The sequence below is a fragment of the Archangium violaceum genome (genome assembly GCF_016887565.1).
Taxonomy (GTDB): Bacteria; Myxococcota; Myxococcia; order Myxococcales; family Myxococcaceae; genus Archangium; species Archangium violaceum_B.
In genome coordinates this window covers 5228123-5245457 of the sequence record NZ_CP069396.1, presented here as the reverse complement: position 1 = coordinate 5245457, position 17335 = coordinate 5228123, and the positions used below count along the sequence as shown (strand labels likewise).

Here is a 17335-nt window from a genome sequence, read left to right as displayed (position 1 = left end):
CCACCCGCCGCTAGTACGCCAGCTCCGCCCGAAGATAGAGCCTGTCGGAACCATCGCGTGCCTCCTCCGTCAAGCCCGTCCCGGTGAACCCCAGCAGCGTATAGCCAGCGGCCACACGCAACCGCTCGTTCACCCGGTACGCCACCTCGCCACGTAGAGAACCCAACGCATCGTCGCCCTCGGGCGCCACCGAACGCAGCGCCGCCTCCACCGCCACCTCCACCCCGTCCACCACTCGCACCGAAGGACGCAGCGAGCTGGTCACTACCCATATCGCAACATCGCCCCGGTTGCTCCGCCCCACATGCAGCCCCGCCGCCAGCGCGAAGCGATCCCCCAGACGCACCGCCGGTAGCAGTGAAATGATCTGCTGGGCTCGCTCCCCGAAGGCGGCGCGCTCGCCGGGCAGCAGCTCGCGCGTCAGCCCGTAGCGCGCCACCAGCAGGAACGGCCCCGGCCTCCAGGCCAGTGCCGCATAGCCCTCGAGCAGCCGTGCCTCCGCCTGCCGCGTCTCCCGCTGATACGAGCGGCTGTAGTTCATCCGCCCGGAGATCGTCAGGTCCTCGCGCAGCACCGCCTCCGCCGCGAGCACCATCACCGCCTGGATGCGATCCATCGGCTCCGTCGAGCCGCGCACCGGCACGCCCCGCGCGAAGCCCAGCTCCACGCGCCCGTCGGCCCGGAAGCGCTCCAGGACGAGCTGCCCGGAGAGGCTCGCCACGTCGCGCCGCAGCGGGTCCGGCACGTCCAGGGGAGAGCGCACACCCCGCTCGTAGCGCGCGCTCACGTTCAGCGCGCCGAAGAGGGTCTGCCGAAAGCCCACCGCCCTCGCCAGACGCACCGCGGTGGCGTCATGCGCGGCAACATCCTCCACGAAGAGGCTCGTCCCGTGCGACAGGTCCGTGTGCGCCCCGCTCACCGCGCGGCCGGCGCCGAAGTCCGGCCCATCCACGTCCACCGAGTAGCTGCCGTAGTAGACGTCCTCGCCCCGGCGCCACGTGCCCTGCACCCAGGCCAGCGGTCCCAGCTCGGGTCCCCAGCCGCCGCGCACGCCCACCATGGCATCGTTACGCACCCCCACGTCCACGCCCGCCGAGGTGAAGGAGTCATCCACCCGGCCCGGGCCCTCGCCGCGCAGCACCAGCGCCTGCCGGTGGCCGGCCGACACGCGCAGCCACTCGTTCACCGAGTAGTGCCCGTGGATCCCCGCCGACGTCCTTCCTCCCTCGAGCAATGGACCCTCGCCGGTCGCGTCGCGGGCCCGCAGGCTGGCGTCACGCAGCTCCACGCCCACGCCCCACTCCCCCCTCTCGTAGTCCACACCCACGCCCAGCGTGCGCGCCCCCAGCGACACATCCGCGAAGGGCCACCGCGGATCCGCCGAGAGCCGGTCATCCGCCAGCAGCTTCAGGTGCAAGGCGCCCAGCGGCTGCACCGCGCGCAGGGAGAGCTGACGGAAGGACCGGGTGTCCGTGTGCGTTCCATCGGAGTAGCCCGCCGTGCGCCGGCGGAAGGCCGCGTCCACGCCGCCCCTGCCGAAGAGTCCCGGCCCGCGCAGGCGCAGCCCCAGGGCATCTCCTCCCTGCGGTGCCCACTCCTCGTCCGGCCGGAGCCAGGTGAGGCCTCCGTCGTCCGACACCCCGAACAGCTCCGGCAGCACCGCCGAGCCCTGGCTCCGGGCCACCTCGGCCCACAGCGAATAGCCGCCCAGCCTGGCGAACGCGTGCCCGGAGAGGAGCACGTAGGGGCGCCCCTCGCGCTGCTCGCGCACGGCGGACAGGGACACCCGGTTGCGCCCCCACTCCGCCCAGGCCTCGCCTCCGGCGGTGTCGGTCGGGGAGGCCACCGTCAGCACGGCGTACTGCGCGCAGAGGACGGGCTCCGGTGCCGCCGTCAGGGGATCCGTGCGCAGCAGCGCCTGTCCGGCGATGAGGGACAGCGGGCGCGCGAGCAGGATGCGGCCCGCCGTGTAGTCGATGTCGTAGTCCCTGCCTCGCACCAGGTGCCGCTCGGCGAACGGCAGGCCGGTGACGCCGTCGCGCAGCTCCACGCGCAGCAGCTCCGAGCCCTCCGCCACCGACCCCGAGCCCAGGTAGTAGAGGCTGCCGCCCGTGGTGCGCAGCTCCTCGTACGCGGGCACGGCGGAGAGCGACCGCGTGGGATCCGCCAGCCCTCCGGCGAAGGCATTCACTCCCGCGCGCAGCTGCCCCAGATTCGCGGCCAGCTCCGCGAAGGGACCGAACAACGGCCGGTGGTAGCGGCCCACCTCCCCTTCCGCCTCCAGCGCCCGGTACGTCCCCAGACCCACCCGGCCGAACTTCTCATGGCGCACCTCCAGCCGCAGGCGGCTCTCGGCGGGGTTCGGCGTGAGGCCCACGGACGTGTCCCCCCACTCGGGAATGGCCAGATCCGGATCCGGCGCCCGATCCAACCGGGGAAGGCGGACACGCAGCCAGTCCGCCAGCGGCCGCTCGCGCAGGGTGTCCACGTCGGTGTCTCGCAAGTCCAGCTCGCCGGTCAGGGAGAAGGGGCCCAGGCGTGCCTCGCCATGGGCAGCGCCCCGCCCTCGCAGCCGGAAGTCCCCGGTGACGGGCGACAGCGTGGCCTCCACGTCCAGCAGGCCCACCGCGAAAGGCCGCGGCTCCGCCAGCAACGTCAGCATCACCGTCCGCGCCGGCTCGCCGGGACGCAGCACCACCAGGTCCACCGGGTTGTGGATCGGCACGAGCACCAGCGGCACCAGCGCGGTCCCCTCCGGCCCCACCGTCACCTCGCCCCGGGGCGCGCGGATGCGCGTGCCCGCGGGGAACTCGGCGAGCAGCGAGGAGGTGCCGCTGGCCACGGGCTTCCCACGCTCGCCCGGCAACCGGAACGCTCCCACGGGCTCGGGCTCGCGGGGGATGACGAGCAGGCTCCCTTCGCGCGACACCACGTCGATGCGCTGGCGGAAGAGGCGCAGGGTGTTCCCGGTCCCGAGGGCGGAGATGGGCAGCACGTTCTCCCCGGGCTCGAGCCGGACGCGCACGCGCCAGGAACCCTCCGCGTCCACCTCCGCCGGAATGCTCCCCACCGTCACCACGTCCCCCGGCGAGGCCTTCCCGGCCACGAGGAAGTCCACTCCGCCCGGGACCACCGCCGCCGAGGGGGGCGACACCTCATAGGAGCGTGACAGCGGAGTGGTGGGCTCGGCCTTCGTGCGCACCGCGAAGTCCTGGAGCACCATGGCGGCCCAGGGCACCTCCACCGTGACGGCCTCGGGAGCGGCCTCGCTGTCCGGAGGCAGCGTCCGCGCATCCAACCGCAGCCGTTGCCGGCCCGGCCGCAGGTGCACGCCGCCCGTCACGTCGGGACCGCGCGCGTCCACCTCCGCGAAGTGGTAGCGGCCCCGGGCGTCCGTGCGCACCTCGCGGCCGGTGGCCAGCACCAACCGGACGTCGGGCAGCCCCGGCTCCTCGGGAGCGCAGCGCCCATCCCCGTCCAGGTCCCGGCACACGCGTCCGACGATGGCCGCGCCCAGCTCCGGTGGCTCCACCCGCGCCAGCTGCGCCCGCGCGATGTCCGGGAGCAGCAGCAGCAGCAGGCACACCCCCCACCCGGCCGCCTTCACGGCCGCACCTCGGCGAGCGCGGTGACGCCGGTGGCCACGTCCGCCACGGACACGCTCACCGGCCCCTCATGCTTCACGACGAAGCTGCCGCGGCCCTCCTTCTCCGCCACCTCACTCCGCTCGCCCGCGGACAGCGCGATGTGGACCTTCCGCCCCTCCAGCAGCCGGCCCGAGGCGTCCTCCACCCAGAACGTGACGCGCGAGCCCTCCACCTTCAGCCGCACGTTCACCGGCACGGAGGGCGCCAGTCGCACCGCCCGCTCCGCCGTGGCCGGTGCGAGCGCCCGCCCCAGCGGGAACACCGGCCCGCCCTCGGCCACCACGTAGACCGTCTGCCGCAGGCCGGGCCACTGGCCATGCACCACCTCCACCCGGCCCGGGCGAAAGGAACCGATCGCCACCGCGCCTCCCGCCCCCGTCACCCACTCCTCGTCGCCCACGCGCAAGGTTTGCGCCGGTACCGGCAGGCCCACCAGGTCCGTCACGCCCACGTACAGCTCGCTCCGCTGCACCCAGATGCTCAAGCGCGCCGGTTCCGTGCCGGCGGGGCCATACGCCCCCGCTCTCACCACCGTCTCACCCGACGGGCCCTCGGGCGGCAGTGTCCAGGTGCTGGTGAGGACCCCCGGAGCCTCCTCGCGCACCGGGCCGAACGTGCCCACCGACGACTCCACCTCCGCCAGGGCCCCGGGCCTCGGCTGGCCCAGGGCGTCCCGCGCGGTGAGGGTGACGGCCACCGTCGAGCCCAGGTGCACCATCGGCTCGGGCAGGGACAGGGAGACGCTCGCCACGGGCCCCTGCACGAGTTGCAGCGACAGCTCCTCGCGCGAGCTGGCCCCGCGCTCCGGCCACTGGGCCACCAAGCGATCCGGCTCCGAGGGCTGCATCTTCGGAGCGGTGTAGATCCACTCGAACAGACCGCCCTCGGCGCGCGTGGGGCCGCGCAAAGCACCATGACGGGCCGTGGCCGACACCCGCGCATCCAGCACCGGCTGGCCGAAGGCATCACTGGTGGCGCACAGCATGCGAGCCCGGGAGACACCATCCGCCGGGAGCCGCTGCGGGTTGAGCACGCACGCCAGCCCGTCGGTGGCAGGCAGCGCCAGATCCATCCGCGAGCGCCGCACGTTGCCCGCCGCGTCCACCGCGCGCGCCTGGCCGAAGCGGTGGCCGGGGGGAACGATGACGGGAACCCGGAAACGCCCGTCCGGTGCCGCCTTCACCGGCCCGAAGGTCGCGCCGGCGATGGTGACGGAGAGCTGCGCGTTCGGCTCGGTACGGCCCGGCAATTCCACCGAGGTGGCCAGCGGCACCAGCACCTTGCCGTAGGCCCCATGGATGGACTGCGGGTGGGGCCACGCCGAGAGGGCCACCAGGATGGCCACCTCCGGGTAGCGCGTGTCCGGCAGCACATAGCGGGCCCGCCAGGTACCGGGCCCGGTACGCGCGAGCCCCTCCACCCGGCCCACGTTGGCCCGCAACACGGGGGGCGCCCCGGAGTCTTCCGGCGAGCCGTCCGCGCCGAGCATCCGCACCGTGAGCCGAGCCTCCTTGTCCCGCCCCTTCACCGGCGCGGGAGGATCCAACTCGAGCGACACCTGGGTGACCGGCGGCCCCAGCACGTACCGGGCCTCGGCCCCGAGCCCCGCTCCCGCGGCGCTGACCCGCACCTCCCGCGCGCCCGGCTCGGGGATGACCAGGAACGTGCGCAACGGCGGCTGCTCGGGCCCGGGGGTGAGCCGAGCCCCGCTCGCGGACACGGAGAGCCCCTCCGCGGACACGGGCACACCGGTGGCATCCCGGCGCACCAGGGCGATGGAGAAGCCCTCGGGTGGCACGGCCGCGGAGGGGCCCAGGATGTCAAGCGTGTCCGCCGAGGCCGCGGTGGCGACCAGCAGCAGCGCTGGCAATAGGAGGTTCAGAGGGTCGGTAAATTACCAGCGAGCATGCCGTGCCCGAAATTCTATCGACGCCCGGTGGCACGGGCCCGAGTCCGGGCGGTCCTGTCACGGAACGACACCGCGGCCAGCAGCCACACGCCCAGCAGGGACACCGGGCCGCCCCCCACGCCACAGCCCGGGAACGGCTTCAGCGGAGCCTCGCCGCCCTCCACCAGCCCCGAGCCGCCCGTGCCGGAGCCACTGCCCGACGCCTTCGCCAGCCCCTCGTACCCGCTCGGCACGAAGGTGCGCGGCAGACGTCCCTTCGCCCCACCGGAGCCCAGGGGCACGGAGGGCACGAGCTGGCCGTAGCGCAGCTCCCCCCCCTCCTTGGTCGAATCGTCCCCCAGCCCGACATCGCACGACGGCTCACCGTAGACGCGCACCTGGAAGGCACTGCCGGTCACGCCATCGGCCCGGGCGGACAGCTTGAAGCCGCCCTGCAGCGGCACCGCCTTGGCCACGCCCGGCACCTCGAGCCCGAAGGACTCGGGTCCCACGTGCAGCCCCGGGCCGAGCCACACCCAGCCCGCGGTGGCCGGCGTCCCCTTGTAGCCGTTGTCCACGCACAGCACGCCGGTGCCCCGGGCCTCGAGCTGGAGGGAGACCACTTCCGAGGCCCCCGAGGGTCGGGTCACCTGAAGGGTGCCCAGCAGCGGCCGGGCCCCGGGCAGGGAGCACACGGCGGCCGGATTCTCGATGGTCGGTGTCGACGCGCAGTCCGTCGGCAGGCGGAATACGTAGGCGTAGACGTTGAGCTCGCCGTCCTGCCGCACCGCCCACACCACGCGCACCAGACCCCCCGGCTCCACGCTGATGTCGCTGAGCGTCTCGCTCTCCGGCGTGTCGGTGAGGCGGTAGTACGTCTGCGTGCGCAGGTCGTACAGCATGACGTCGACATTGGAGGTCGTGCCGGAGGAATCCTTCTGCTCGAAGGCGATCAGCGGGCCGCTGATGTTGGGGTTGGAGTCCGTTCCCGGCAGCGGGAGGACCCGGGCCTGGCCGCCCCCCACCGGCTGCCAGGCGATGTCCGACTCCAACACACCATTGACGGTGCGCGAGATGGCGTACACCGCCACCTCGCCGTTGCTGTCGGGCGTGGACTCCTCGCCCTCCGTCCCCGTGAGCTGAGTGACCTCGTAGCCCCCCTCGACCGCGCGAGCCGACCAGACGTCGCACCCGTCGCTGCTGGTGGCGCACTTCACCCAGACCACCGCCGACCCATCCGCGCTGACGGCGGGCGTCCTGTCCAGGCGCAGGTCATCCGTCAGCAGGGTGAGCGCCGCCGGCGAGTCCATGCGGTAGGCGAAGATCTCCGCCGGCCTGGAGCCAGCGGTGTAGCCCAGCTCCTGCCACGCCACCGTCTGCTTGCCGATGGCGACGGCGCGCCGGTCCGCTCCCGTGCGGGGGGCGAGCTCCTCCGCCGTCTCCCCCTTGCGAACATTGAAGCGGTAGACGCGGTTGCCGCCGGTGGTGCGGGTGAAGACCACCGTGTCTCCGCTGACGTCGGCGCTGGAGTCGAATCCTCCCTCGTTGGGGATCACCCCAGCCTGGCCCGTGAGGACGTCGCGGTAGCGGATCTCACTGCTGCTGATGCTCAGCCGCTGCGTGTAGGCCACCACCGGACCGCTCACGTGGGGGTCCGTCTGGTCTCCAGGTCCGTTGTCGATGACCAGCGATTTGCCGTGCAACGGCGCCCCGACGGTCTGGCCAAGGGCCAGCGCGGGCAGCAGGCACACAAGCAGGATGGGCGTCCGCAGCATCGTGGCTGACCTCCGGTGGTACTTCGGGCGGGAAGACCCATCCTCACGACAAAGGGTTTTCCCGAGCTCAGCCCCCCAGGCGCCAACCCGCGCCACCTCCCACGGCAGCCATGGCCGGCCATCCCTCGGGCCCCACGGCTTTGCGCACCTGGGCTTTCGCCCGGGATTGCCCTTGTACAAGGACGACTCTCAGCACCTGAGACCGTGCAATTCGCGGGCCCGGCCACCCGTTGCCCCGCCGCTCGTCTGTCAGCCTGCTATCATTGGCTGTCCGGACGTGGGTCATTCCACATCCCCGGGTCGACGGTGACCCGGCTGGGAGGGGTCGTATCCACGTTCAGCTCGTGTTTCAGCTCCTGGCGCAGGCCCCCCACGGAGCGGGCGTGGACCCGCACGGTGTTGCGACCCTCCCCGAGGGGGACGGTCTGGGAGAAGCGACCCTCTTCGTCCGTGGGGATGATGCGTCCCTCGACGTCCACATGGCTGCCGGGCTCGGTCTGCCCGGAGACGACCATCTGGCGCCTGGTGAGCGTGGGGCGGGCGGGCCAGTTCATCTTGAGCAGGAGGCTGGTGGGGATGGGGGTGGGATCCGAGGGCCCGCGGCCGGGGCGGACGATGGACTGCTGACCGGCGCGGACGATGACGACCTTGCCCTGGCCGATGAAGGCGACCTCGCCCTCCTGGGTGCCCACGGCGACGGTGCCCGCGCCGTTGTTGCTCATGGTGAAGCGACCGCCCTCGGTCCGGGCCACGGCGTCACTGCCGGCGGCCCGCACCTCGAAGGTCTGCCGGGTGCCGGGCTTGACGCGGGTCGTCGTCATACCGTTGGCGAGCATGAGGCGGGAGAGGGTGTCGGTGAGCGCCTCGATGGACACCTCGGTGCCGGCCTCCATGCGGACCTCCACCGTCTCGCCGTTGACGAGCACCGCGTAGGAGCCCTCTAGGGTGCGCACCGCGTCCGAGGGGTGCAGGGACTCGCCGGGGCGGACCGCGTGCCACTCCCCATTGCCGCGGCGCACCTCCACCGTGCCGTGGATCTCCTCCAGCTTCAGCACGCGCTGCGCCTCCGGGGGCCGCTGTTGGGGCGGCGGAGCCTCCCGCTCCACGACGGGCGCGGGCGGAGGAGCGGCGGCCGGAGGAGGCTCGTGGAGGAAGAGGAAATAGCCCAGGGGCAGCGCCGCCAGGATGGCGGCGAGCGCGATCAGGAAGCGAACGGTGCGCCGGGGGGAGCGGGGGGCGTCCATGGGGCCTGGAAACTACCTCAGACGCGTGCCGGGACTCACACCTTCGGCAGCCACCGGCAACCACACGGTGAAGCAGGTGCCCTGCCCCACTTCCGTGCGCACGTCGATGGTGCCGCCCGCCTCGCTGACGGCCCGCCAGGCCACCGACAGGCCCAGGCCCACGTTGGTCCAGACGTCCTTGGTGGTGAAGAAGGGCTCGAAGATGCGCGAGCGGTGCTCGGGGGCGATGCCCTTGCCCGTGTCCTCCACCTCGAGGAAGCCGCGCCCGCCCCGCTCGCCGGTGCGCAGCACGAGCCGCTTCGTCTCGCTCTTCATCATCGCGGTGCGCGCGTTGGACAGCATGGCCAGCACCACCTGGGACAGGTGCCCCGGGTCCGCCTTCACCCTGACGGGTGGGGAGACCAGCTCGGTGAGCAGGGAGATTCCCTCCCCGCGGATCTGATTCTCCGAGAGCGAGAGCGCGTCGCGGATGATGGTGTTGAGATCCACCGAGCGCAGCTCGGGCCTGGCGCGCTGCTGGGAGAAGCGCAGCAGGTTCTGGGTGATCTCCCTGCAGCGCTTGGCGCTCAGCTCGATCTTTCGCAGTGCGTCGAAGTCGGGATCCTTCTCGTCGCGCTCGAGCATCAGCAGCTGGGTGTTGCCGAGGATGCCGGCCAGGGGGTTGTTGATTTCATGGGCCACGCCGGCGCCGAGCTGGCCCACCGCGGCGAGCTTCTGGGCCTCGAGCAGCTGGGACTGGGCATCGCGCAGCTCGGCGGTGGCCTCGTCCACCCGGGCCTTGAGGTCATCGTTCCAGCGCATCAGCTTCGCGCGGGCGGCCTCCAGCTCGCCGCCCATGCGGTTGAAGGCGTAGGCCAGGTCGGTGAGCTCGTCATCGCCCTCCAGCCGGACACGGCGGTCCAGCTCGCCACGGCCGAAGGCGTCGACCCCGGCCACCACCTCGGACAGGCGGCGGTTGACCCGGCGGGTGTAGAGCCCTCCCAGGGCGAGCAACACCACGAAGGCCGCGAAGAGGGACAGCAGCACCGTGCGGCGCATGGCGCGCACCGGCGCCAGGGCGACGGCCTCGTCCACCGCCACCACCACGTCGAAGCCGGGGACGCGGGGCACTCGCGCGGTGCTTACCCGCTGAACGGGGTCCCCCATGCGGAAGCCGCGCACCTGCTCGCCTCCCGAGGAGAGCCAGGCGGCCAGCGCGGAGTCCAAGGGCCGCAGGCGCCGCTCCGGCAGGGAGCTGGCGAGGACGCGCGCGGAGGAGGCGTCCACCAGGTCGATGTAGCCCGGCGAGTCCCCGGCATGCCGCACCAGCATCTCCTCCAGATCCGAGAGAACGATCTCCAGGATGGCGTAGGGGGCGGCCTCCCCGTTGCCCAGCTTCACCGCCACCGCCACCGCCGCGCGACCGCTGGGGGCGTGCGCGTAGACGCGGCCCAGGGCGGCCTGTCCCTTGTTGCCACGGCGCAGCGTCTGCACTGGCACCGCCTGGGCGAGCGCCGGTGCACCGGAGGGCTCGAACCCCGGATGCTCGCTCTCACCGGCGGCCCGGAAGATGGGAGGCCCCTGCGGCAGGCCCTCCGAGTCCAGGTGCAGCACCGCGCTGACGGCGGGAGACTGCTCGTAGAGGAGCGACAGGGCGCCGCGGAACTCCTCGGGGGTGGCGTGCTCCCAGGGGATGGCCTCCGCCGAGCGGGCGATCACATCCACCGTCTTCACCAGCTCAGCGGACACGCTCTCCGCGGTGGTGACGGCGATGATGCGCTGCTCGGAGACGATGCGCCCGGCCAGCTCTGACTCCGCGCGCGACAGCAGCAGGAAGCCCATCGCCGCCAGGGGGAGCACCGTGGCGGCGAACATGAAGAGGACGAGCTGCTGGTAGAGCTTCATCCAGCGGCCGTCCGGCTCATCGCCAGCTCACGATCGCTGCGCAGGTAGACGGAGCCCTGGATGGCCTTGGCGCGCTTCTTCATGTCCGCGGCCCGCCGCGCCAGCTCGGCATGATCCGGGGCCAGGCCATCGCTCAGCACCGCCACCACGGACACGCTCATGATGGGGAACTTGCGCTTCTCCCCGTAGCGGTCATCCGTCTCGATGTAGCCGCGCTCCCGGTCCTGCTTGTCGTAGTAGAGCGGGATGATGCCGTCGAAGGACTCGATGGCGCGCTGGCAGATGCGATCCACGCTCTCGGGAGAGGTGACGAAGACGAAGTCGTCGCCCGCCACGTGCCCGAGGAAGTCGCCGGGCAGGCCTTCCTGGCCGAACACCTCGCGCAGCAGATCTCCCGTCTGGCGGATGACGCCGTCGGCCTTCGCGAAGCCGTAGTAGTCGTTGTAGGCCTTGAGGTTGTCCAGATCGAGGTAGCAGAAGGCGAAGGGCTGGCGCTCGGCGAGCCGGCGCTGCACCTCGCGCTCGATGGCGCCCGAGCCGGGGAGCTGCGTGGTGGGCGAGGCGCCCAGCTCCTGCTCCTTGCGGCGCAGGACGGTCTCCACGCGAGCGCCCAGCTCCAGCGCGTCGAAGGGCTTGGTGAGGTAGTCGTCGGCGCCGAGCTTGAGAGCGCGCACCTTGGCGCCCGTCTCGGTGCGGGCGGAGATGAAGATGACGGAGATGTAGCCACTGGCGCGCTCGGACTTGAGCTCCTCGAGGAAGAGGTAGCCATCGCCGTCGGGCAGCTGCACGTCGAGCAGCAGCACGTCCGGGCGGCGCTCGCGCAGGGAGCGGTGGGCCTCCTCCAGGGTGGAGGCCACCTGCACCTCGTAGCCGAGGCTCACCAGCACCTCGCGGCAGATGGCGACCACCTTCTCGTCGTCGTCCACCACCAGCACGCGGCCGTGGTGCTGGCCGGCGCGTCCGCGCACCAGCGAGTCCACGGTGGCCAGCAGCCGATCCCCCTGCAGCGGCATGGACAGGAAGGCGTCCGCCCCGGCCCGGAAGGCGCGCTGGCGCTCGTCGAAGGCGGAGAAGAGGAGCAGCGGCGACTGGCGCGTGTCCGGATCATGCCGGAGGATCTCCGCCAGCCGCAGGCCGTCGATGATGGGCATCCGGGCATCCACCAGCAGGGCATCCGGACGGAGGGTGCGCGCCTGGGTGAGCCCCTCCTCGGAGCTGGTGGCGAGACGCACCTCGTAGCCGCGAGCGCGCAGCAGGGCCTTGGTGATGTAGCCGATGTCCGGCTCGGACTCGACGAGCACCAGCCCACCCCGCCGCTCGGGCTTGCGCTTCTGGTTGAAGTCCAGCCCATCCGGCCGCAGGTACTCGGCGGGAGGCTCCACGGGGAGCACCACCACGAAGCGCACACCGTCATGGCAGGGCTCGCACCAGATGTGGCCGGCGTGGGCCTCCACGATGTTGCGGCAGATGGCCAGGCCGAGCCCGGTCCCCCGCACGGTGCGGTTGGCCTTGGTGCGCGCCTGCTCGAAGCGGTCGAAGATGCGCTCCAGGTTCTCCTCGGAGATGGGCTCGCCGCTGTTCCAACACGTGAGGGCCACGTAGCCGGGCACCGCCGAGGTGGCCTTGAGCTCCAGCCGCACCTCGCCATTCTCGGGGGTGAACTTGGCGGCGTTGGTGAGCAGGTTGTTGAGGACCTGGGTGAGGCGGTTGGGATCCGCCAGCATCCTCAATCCGTGCTGCGGCAGGCCGGCGGACACCTTGACGCGCCTCTCCATGAAGGCGGGGCCGTACTTCTCCACCGCGCGGCGCACCAGGTCGTCCACGTAGGCCCACTCGAAGTTCATCCGCAGCCGGCCCTTGGCGAACTTGGCCAGGTCCAGCAGGTCGTCCACGATGGCGTTGAGCTTCTCCGTCGAGTCGCGCGCCAGCATGAGGTAGCGGCGCTGCTTCTCGTTCATGTCGTTGGACAGGAAGTTGAGCACCAGGTCCAACGAGCCGGAGATGGAGGTGAGCGGCGTGCGCAGCTCATGGCTCACCATGTGGACGAACTCGTCCTTGCGCTCCTCGAGCTGCTTCTGCTCGGTGACGTCGCGCAGCACCACGCACACGCCACGCAGCACCCCGCGCGCGTCGTTCACCGGAGTGACGGTGGTGTGGATGGTGCGCTCGTCGAGCTTCAGCTCCTCGCGCAGCACCTGGGCGCCGCCGTACTCCCAGCCGCGCACCAGCTCGAAGGGATCGAACCCGAGCTTCTCGCTCAGCCGCTTGCCGGCATCCGGAGCGGGGCCCTCGCCCAGCGCCAGCAGGCCGCGCGCGACGGGGTTGAGCACGACGATCTCGTTCTTCTCGTCGGTGAGGATGACCCCGTCGGCCATGGACTCGACCATGCGCTCCATGCGCTGGCGCGAGGCCTCCTCGGAGGTGCGCAGGGACTGGATGGCGTCCGCCGTCTGGTTGGCGAGCGTGTCGAGCAGCGCGCCGTCCTCCTCGGAGTAGACGCAGGGACGCTGGGAGAAGAGGGACAGCACTCCCACGGGGCGGCCCCCGGCGGTGAGGGCGACGGTGAGCTGGCTGACCCAGGTGGCCGGGGCGGCGGCGTCCTGGGTGGTGGTGCCGGTGACGTGGGTGATGACGCGATCCTCGGGCAGCACCAGCCCCGAGCGCTGACTCCACGCGGCCAGCATGGACTCCTTCACACCCAGCAGGGCCTTCTCACCGACGACGGTGCCCTGGCAGCGCAGACGCAGCGTGGCGGTGCGATCCCACCCCACGGCGATGAGGGCGGCGCCACAGTCATAGGGCAGCACGCGCGACACCGCGGTGAGGACGCGATCGATGATGGCGTCATAGCCGAGCGGCTCGCCGGCGCTGGCCCGGCTCACCTCGTAGAGCACGCCGAGCGCCTCGACGCGCTGGTGGAGCTGGCGCAGCAGCCGCTCCTTGTCGCGGCGCAACTGCGTGTACTCCACCGCGTTCTTCACGGTGATGAGCAGGTCGTTCAGGTCCCACGGCTTGGTGATGTAGCGGTACACCTGGCCGCGGTTGATGGCGGCGATGATGTCCTCGGGGTCCGTGTACCCGGTGAGCAGCAGCGCGGTGACATCGATACCCTCGGCGCGAGCGGCGGTGACCAGCTCGATGCCCGTCATCTCTGGCATGCGCTGATCGGTGATCAGCACATCCACCGGGTGCTGCCGCAGCAGGGCCAGCGCCTCGGGGCCTGAGCCGGCCGAGAGCACGTGGTAGCGCCGCTGGAACATGCGCACGAGGAGGTCGATGACGTCGGGTTCGTCGTCGACCAACAAGAGGGTGTGTCGGTGCTCGGACAAGATGTCCGGAAGTCTACGCGCAGACGGGAGGAGACCCCAGGGTCTGTTGGGCCACGGCGGACCCACACGGATTGTGCGTGCTCAGCCTTGAACGAATTGACTCTATACGTATGTTCAGGGAGCATGACGGTACTGAAAGCCTGTTGCGCCGGTGGGTTGCCCACCAGACGAGGGAGCGAGGCATGGAAGAGCTGACGGAACGCCAGCGGGAAATCCTGGCCTTCATCGTCAAGGAGACGGAGTCGAGGGGCTTCCCTCCGACGATCCGGGAGATTGGCGAGGAGATGGATATCCGCTCGACCAACGGGGTGAACGATCACCTCAAGGCACTCGAGCGCAAGGGGTACCTCAACCGGGGCGAGCAGCAGAGCCGCTCGCTGGTGCCGACCAAGCGGGCGAGGCTGCTGCTGGGTCTGGGGGTGAGGAAGGAGTCGGGGATGGTGGAGGTACCGCTGCTGGGCAAGGTAGCGGCGGGCGCTCCCCTGCTGGCTCAGGAGAACGTGGAGGACTCGGTCCGCATCGACAGCTTCCTGCTGGGCGGCCAGGGGCGCGAGGTCTTCGCACTCCGGGTGAAGGGCAACTCGATGATCGACGACGGCATCTTCGACGGGGACTACCTCTTCGTGCGGAAGACGCCGCAGGCGCAGGCCGGAGACATCGTGGTGGCGCTCATCGAGGACGAGGCCACGGTGAAGCGCTACTACCCGGAGGGAGAGCGAATCCGGTTCCAGCCGGCGAACGCCACGATGCAGCCCATCTACGTGAGCAAGGCGGAGTTCCGCTCGACGATGATCCTGGGCCAGGTGGTAGGCGTGTACCGCAAGCTGCCCGGCGGGAAGATCTGACCCCCTCTCCCTCTGGGAGAGGGCCGGGGTGAGGGTATAGGGGCCTCCGGGGGTCAAACCCCGTGGCCCCCTGCTTTCAAGGGCACTTCTTGAGCTTCACCCCGCTGTTCGCGATGCGGTCACACACCGTGCGGACAGTGGCCTCGTCCTTGAGCTCGCGGGCTAGTCCCGCGGTGCGCAGCTGCAGGTTCAGGTCCTTGGAGTGGTCCGGCTCGGCGCTGAGGTTGATGAGGATGCGCAGCGCATCCGGCTTGCGCCCGAAGGTGGAGAGCAGGTCGGACAGCTCGGTGAGCTCACGGACATCGGAGCCCGAGACAGCCTCGAGGGCCTTGCCCAGCTCCTCCTCGGCGGCCTGGCGCTCGTTGCGAGCCAGCTGAAGACGAGCGATGGCCACATGGACGATGGCGCGGTCCTTCACGCGGAGGGACTCGCGGTAGGCGGCGAGGGCATCGGCGGGCTTGTCGAGCTTCGTGTAGATCTCCCCGACGAGCTCCCACAGGGTGGGATCCTTGGGCGAGTTGCTGGCGGCCTCGCGATAGGAGGCCGCGGCGGGGACGAGCTGACCGGCGCGGACCTGCTCATCACCGAGCGCGGAGAGCAGCTCGGGAGAACGCACGCCCTTGCCCACCCAGTCCCCGAGCACGGCGAGGGCATCGGAGTGACGCCCGTCGTTGGTGAGGACCTCGACGGCGCGCAGCACGAGGGGAGCCTTGCTGGCCTCGGGGCAGTGCTCGGCGGCGAGGGCGAAGTGCCTCACGGCGGAGTCCTTGTCGCCGCGCTTGAGGTGGATCTCCGCGAGCTGCTCGAGGGCGTTGTAGTCGCGGGGATAGAGGGCGAGGGCCTTGCGCAGGGCGCTCTCGGCCTCGTCGAGGCGGCCGAGCTGGGCGTGGATGAAGCCCATGCGGCTCCAGTTGGTGGAGCGCTTGGGGTCGCGCTTGAGGGCGAGCTCGAACTGGGCGGCGGCGTCGTTGAAGCGGCCCATGGAGAGGTAGACCTCGCCGTAGGCGGCGGGCAGGCGGGGATCCTCCGGGGAGAGCTCCTTCATGGTGTTGAAGGAGAGGATGGCCGCGTCGAACTGACCCTGGAGGTACTCGGAGGTGCCCTTGATGTAATAGCCCTCGGCCTGCTCTTTGGGCCCGGGAGGCGAGGGGCGGTCCTCACAACCGGCGGCGAGGAGGACGAGGAGGGGCAGGACACGCCAGCGCGGGTTCATGTGCGGAGACTCCAGGCTCAGAAGTGCCAGGCGATGCCGGCGTTGAGGTCGAGGTTGAGACCACTGCCGAGGCCGCCATCGGTGAGACCGAGGGTGGCCTGGGCGATGTTGGTGGAGGCCTCGAGCTGAAGGCCGAGGTGGCCGGCGATGAGGTACTCGAAGCCGGCGAAGCCGATGACGGTGGGGAGCGGCCCGGTCTGCTGGAAGATGCCGTACTCGCCGAAGGAGAGCTGGATGCCGAGGCCGAAGCCCCAGTACGGGCGGAAGGAGCGCTCGACGTTGTGGTAGTGGCGCATGCCGAGCACGCTGGGGAGGACGTTGAGGCCGCCCTTGAGGCCCTCCTGCTCGGAACGAACGTAGGAGAAGCCCACCTGGCCGAAGACGATCCACTCGGGATGGAACTGGAAGCCGATCTCCACGTCGCCGCCGGGATTGAAGGTGGAGAAGTCGGAGATGAGGCTGTTGTTGAAGCGCAGGCCGAGGAGGAACGAGCCCGTCCCGGGAACCTTCGAGGCGGAGGCAACCATCGGGTCAGACCGTTGCGAGGCCTCCGGAACGAGTGTGGCGAGGAGCTGATCCGCGATCGACACAGCGGCGCGGGGCAAGGCATCCCGGGCGGCCACCTCGACGCGGGGCCGGCTCAGCGCGCGCCCGCTCTCCGAGTCCACGAGGCTGGTGGTGAGGAGGTAGCGGGAACCGAAGCCATCGATCCGGCCGGTGATGACGTAGCGCGCCTTGCTGGAGCCGGGGGAGCCTGGGGCGGCCTCCGGACACGGGCTCACGGAGCAGGTTCCGGCGGTGCGCACGGCCTCCCGATCCGACGCGGAGGACACGGCGAGGCGAGAAGACTCGGAGAGCCGGCTCACGAGGAGCGCGGTCAGGCCCGGGGCCTCGTCGCGGGCGTCTTCATTGGCCTGCAGGGGGAGGATGGCGACGACGATGAGCGGAGCGGGTGTCTCCGCCGCGGGCGTCACGCCCTCCGGGGCCTCGGAAGACGACTGCGCCCGGGCGGCCGGAACGAGCGAGAGGGCGAGGAGTAGCGGCAGGAGGCGACTCACGGGGCCGACACTCTAGTACCAGACGGCCAGCCGTGGATCGGAGACAGCCGGGGGAAGGGACGGGAAAGCCGCTCGCCCGGTCCACGACCGGGCAGCACGGCTCACTGAAATCTCAGTTGGCAGAACCCGGCTCTTCGCACCGGGTCGAAGGAACACCGCTCGCGAGGGCCACACGTGTCCGCCGCATCGGGCTCACACGGCCGACGGCACTCGCCTCGCTGACAGAAGAATCCATCCGGGCAAGAAGGAGCCTCCTCACCACAAGGGGTGACGCACTCCATGGAGACCCAGTCCTTGTGGTTGGGAGAGTAGCTCTTGTTGCATCGCTGGCCCCGAGGACACGGCATGTCCTGGCAATTCTCGCCGCGGACGTGGGCGCATACGGACATGCCCGAGTCGTATCGGACGCACTGCTTGCCTTCCGGGCACGCCTTCCCCTCACAGGTGGGGAG

At 71.1% G+C, this 17335-nt stretch carries 8 protein-coding genes, 3 pseudogenes and 1 riboswitch; of the genes and pseudogenes, 1 reads left to right on the top strand and 10 read right to left on the bottom strand.

The annotated features are described in order from the left end of the window. Positions 1-10 precede the first annotated feature (10 nt). From JRI60_RS21460 to JRI60_RS21435, 8 genes and pseudogenes are all read right to left on the bottom strand, one after another. On the bottom strand, positions 11-3607 hold the full coding sequence (locus JRI60_RS21460) for a flagellar motor protein (protein ID WP_204227700.1): 3597 nt from the start codon (positions 3605-3607) through the stop codon (positions 11-13). Further along, positions 3604-5508: a hypothetical protein gene (locus JRI60_RS21455; protein WP_204229040.1), complete on the bottom strand. Its 1905-nt coding sequence runs from the start codon at positions 5506-5508 to the stop codon at positions 3604-3606. The genes JRI60_RS21460 and JRI60_RS21455 overlap by 4 nt, the downstream gene beginning before the upstream one ends. 62 nt (positions 5509-5570) lie before the next feature. Beyond that, positions 5571-7310: a hypothetical protein gene (locus JRI60_RS21450; RefSeq protein WP_204227699.1), complete on the bottom strand. Its 1740-nt coding sequence runs from the start codon at positions 7308-7310 to the stop codon at positions 5571-5573. 100 nt (positions 7311-7410) lie between these two features. Continuing rightward, positions 7411-7491: riboswitch (cyclic di-GMP riboswitch) on the bottom strand. Positions 7492-7570: 79 nt separating this feature from the next. Then, entirely contained in the window at positions 7571-8554 is a 984-nt protein-coding gene (locus JRI60_RS21445; RefSeq protein WP_204227698.1) for a FecR domain-containing protein, read from the bottom strand. Between the two features lie 12 nt (positions 8555-8566). Next, complete coding sequence (locus JRI60_RS21440) at positions 8567-10438, bottom strand: sensor histidine kinase (protein WP_204227697.1); 1872 nt, start codon at positions 10436-10438, stop codon at positions 8567-8569. Then, a pseudogene (locus JRI60_RS55145) lies at positions 10435-10905 on the bottom strand (diguanylate cyclase domain-containing protein); the annotation flags it as partial. The gene JRI60_RS21440 and the pseudogene JRI60_RS55145, both read right to left, overlap by 4 nt. A gap of 105 nt (positions 10906-11010) precedes the next feature. Continuing rightward, positions 11011-11313: pseudogene (locus JRI60_RS55140) on the bottom strand (response regulator transcription factor); the annotation flags it as partial. Between the two features lie 162 nt (positions 11314-11475). Then, positions 11476-13698, bottom strand: a pseudogene (locus tag JRI60_RS21435) (response regulator); the annotation flags it as partial. Between the two features lie 251 nt (positions 13699-13949). On the opposite strand from JRI60_RS21435, the gene lexA reads away from it, so the two are divergent. Next, on the top strand, positions 13950-14612 hold the full coding sequence (lexA, locus tag JRI60_RS21430) for a transcriptional repressor LexA (protein ID WP_204227695.1): 663 nt from the start codon (positions 13950-13952) through the stop codon (positions 14610-14612). A 76-nt stretch (positions 14613-14688) separates the two neighbouring features. On the opposite strand, the gene JRI60_RS21425 is transcribed toward lexA, so the two are convergent. After that, the gene (locus JRI60_RS21425) at positions 14689-15825 is read right to left on the bottom strand and encodes a tetratricopeptide repeat protein (RefSeq protein ID WP_204227694.1); all 1137 of its coding nucleotides are present in this window, start codon (positions 15823-15825) and stop codon (positions 14689-14691) included. A 17-nt stretch (positions 15826-15842) separates the two neighbouring features. Continuing rightward, positions 15843-16883 carry a hypothetical protein gene (locus tag JRI60_RS21420; protein ID WP_204227693.1) on the bottom strand — a complete coding sequence of 347 codons (1041 nt, stop codon included), beginning with the start codon at positions 16881-16883 and terminating at the stop codon, positions 15843-15845. Positions 16884-17335 lie beyond the last annotated feature (452 nt).

Excerpts from the sequence above, each read along its gene's own strand:
- JRI60_RS21425 (WP_204227694.1), bottom strand. The coding sequence starts at position 15,825 with ATGAACCCGCGCTGGCGTGTCCTGCCCCTCCTCGTCCTCCTCGCCGCC.
- JRI60_RS21445 (WP_204227698.1), bottom strand. The coding sequence starts at position 8,554 with ATGGACGCCCCCCGCTCCCCCCGGCGCACCGTTCGCTTCCTGATCGCG.
- lexA (WP_204227695.1), top strand. The coding sequence starts at position 13,950 with ATGGAAGAGCTGACGGAACGCCAGCGGGAAATCCTGGCCTTCATCGTC.
- JRI60_RS21440 (WP_204227697.1), bottom strand. The coding sequence starts at position 10,438 with ATGAAGCTCTACCAGCAGCTCGTCCTCTTCATGTTCGCCGCCACGGTG.
- JRI60_RS21450 (WP_204227699.1), bottom strand. The coding sequence starts at position 7,310 with ATGCTGCGGACGCCCATCCTGCTTGTGTGCCTGCTGCCCGCGCTGGCC.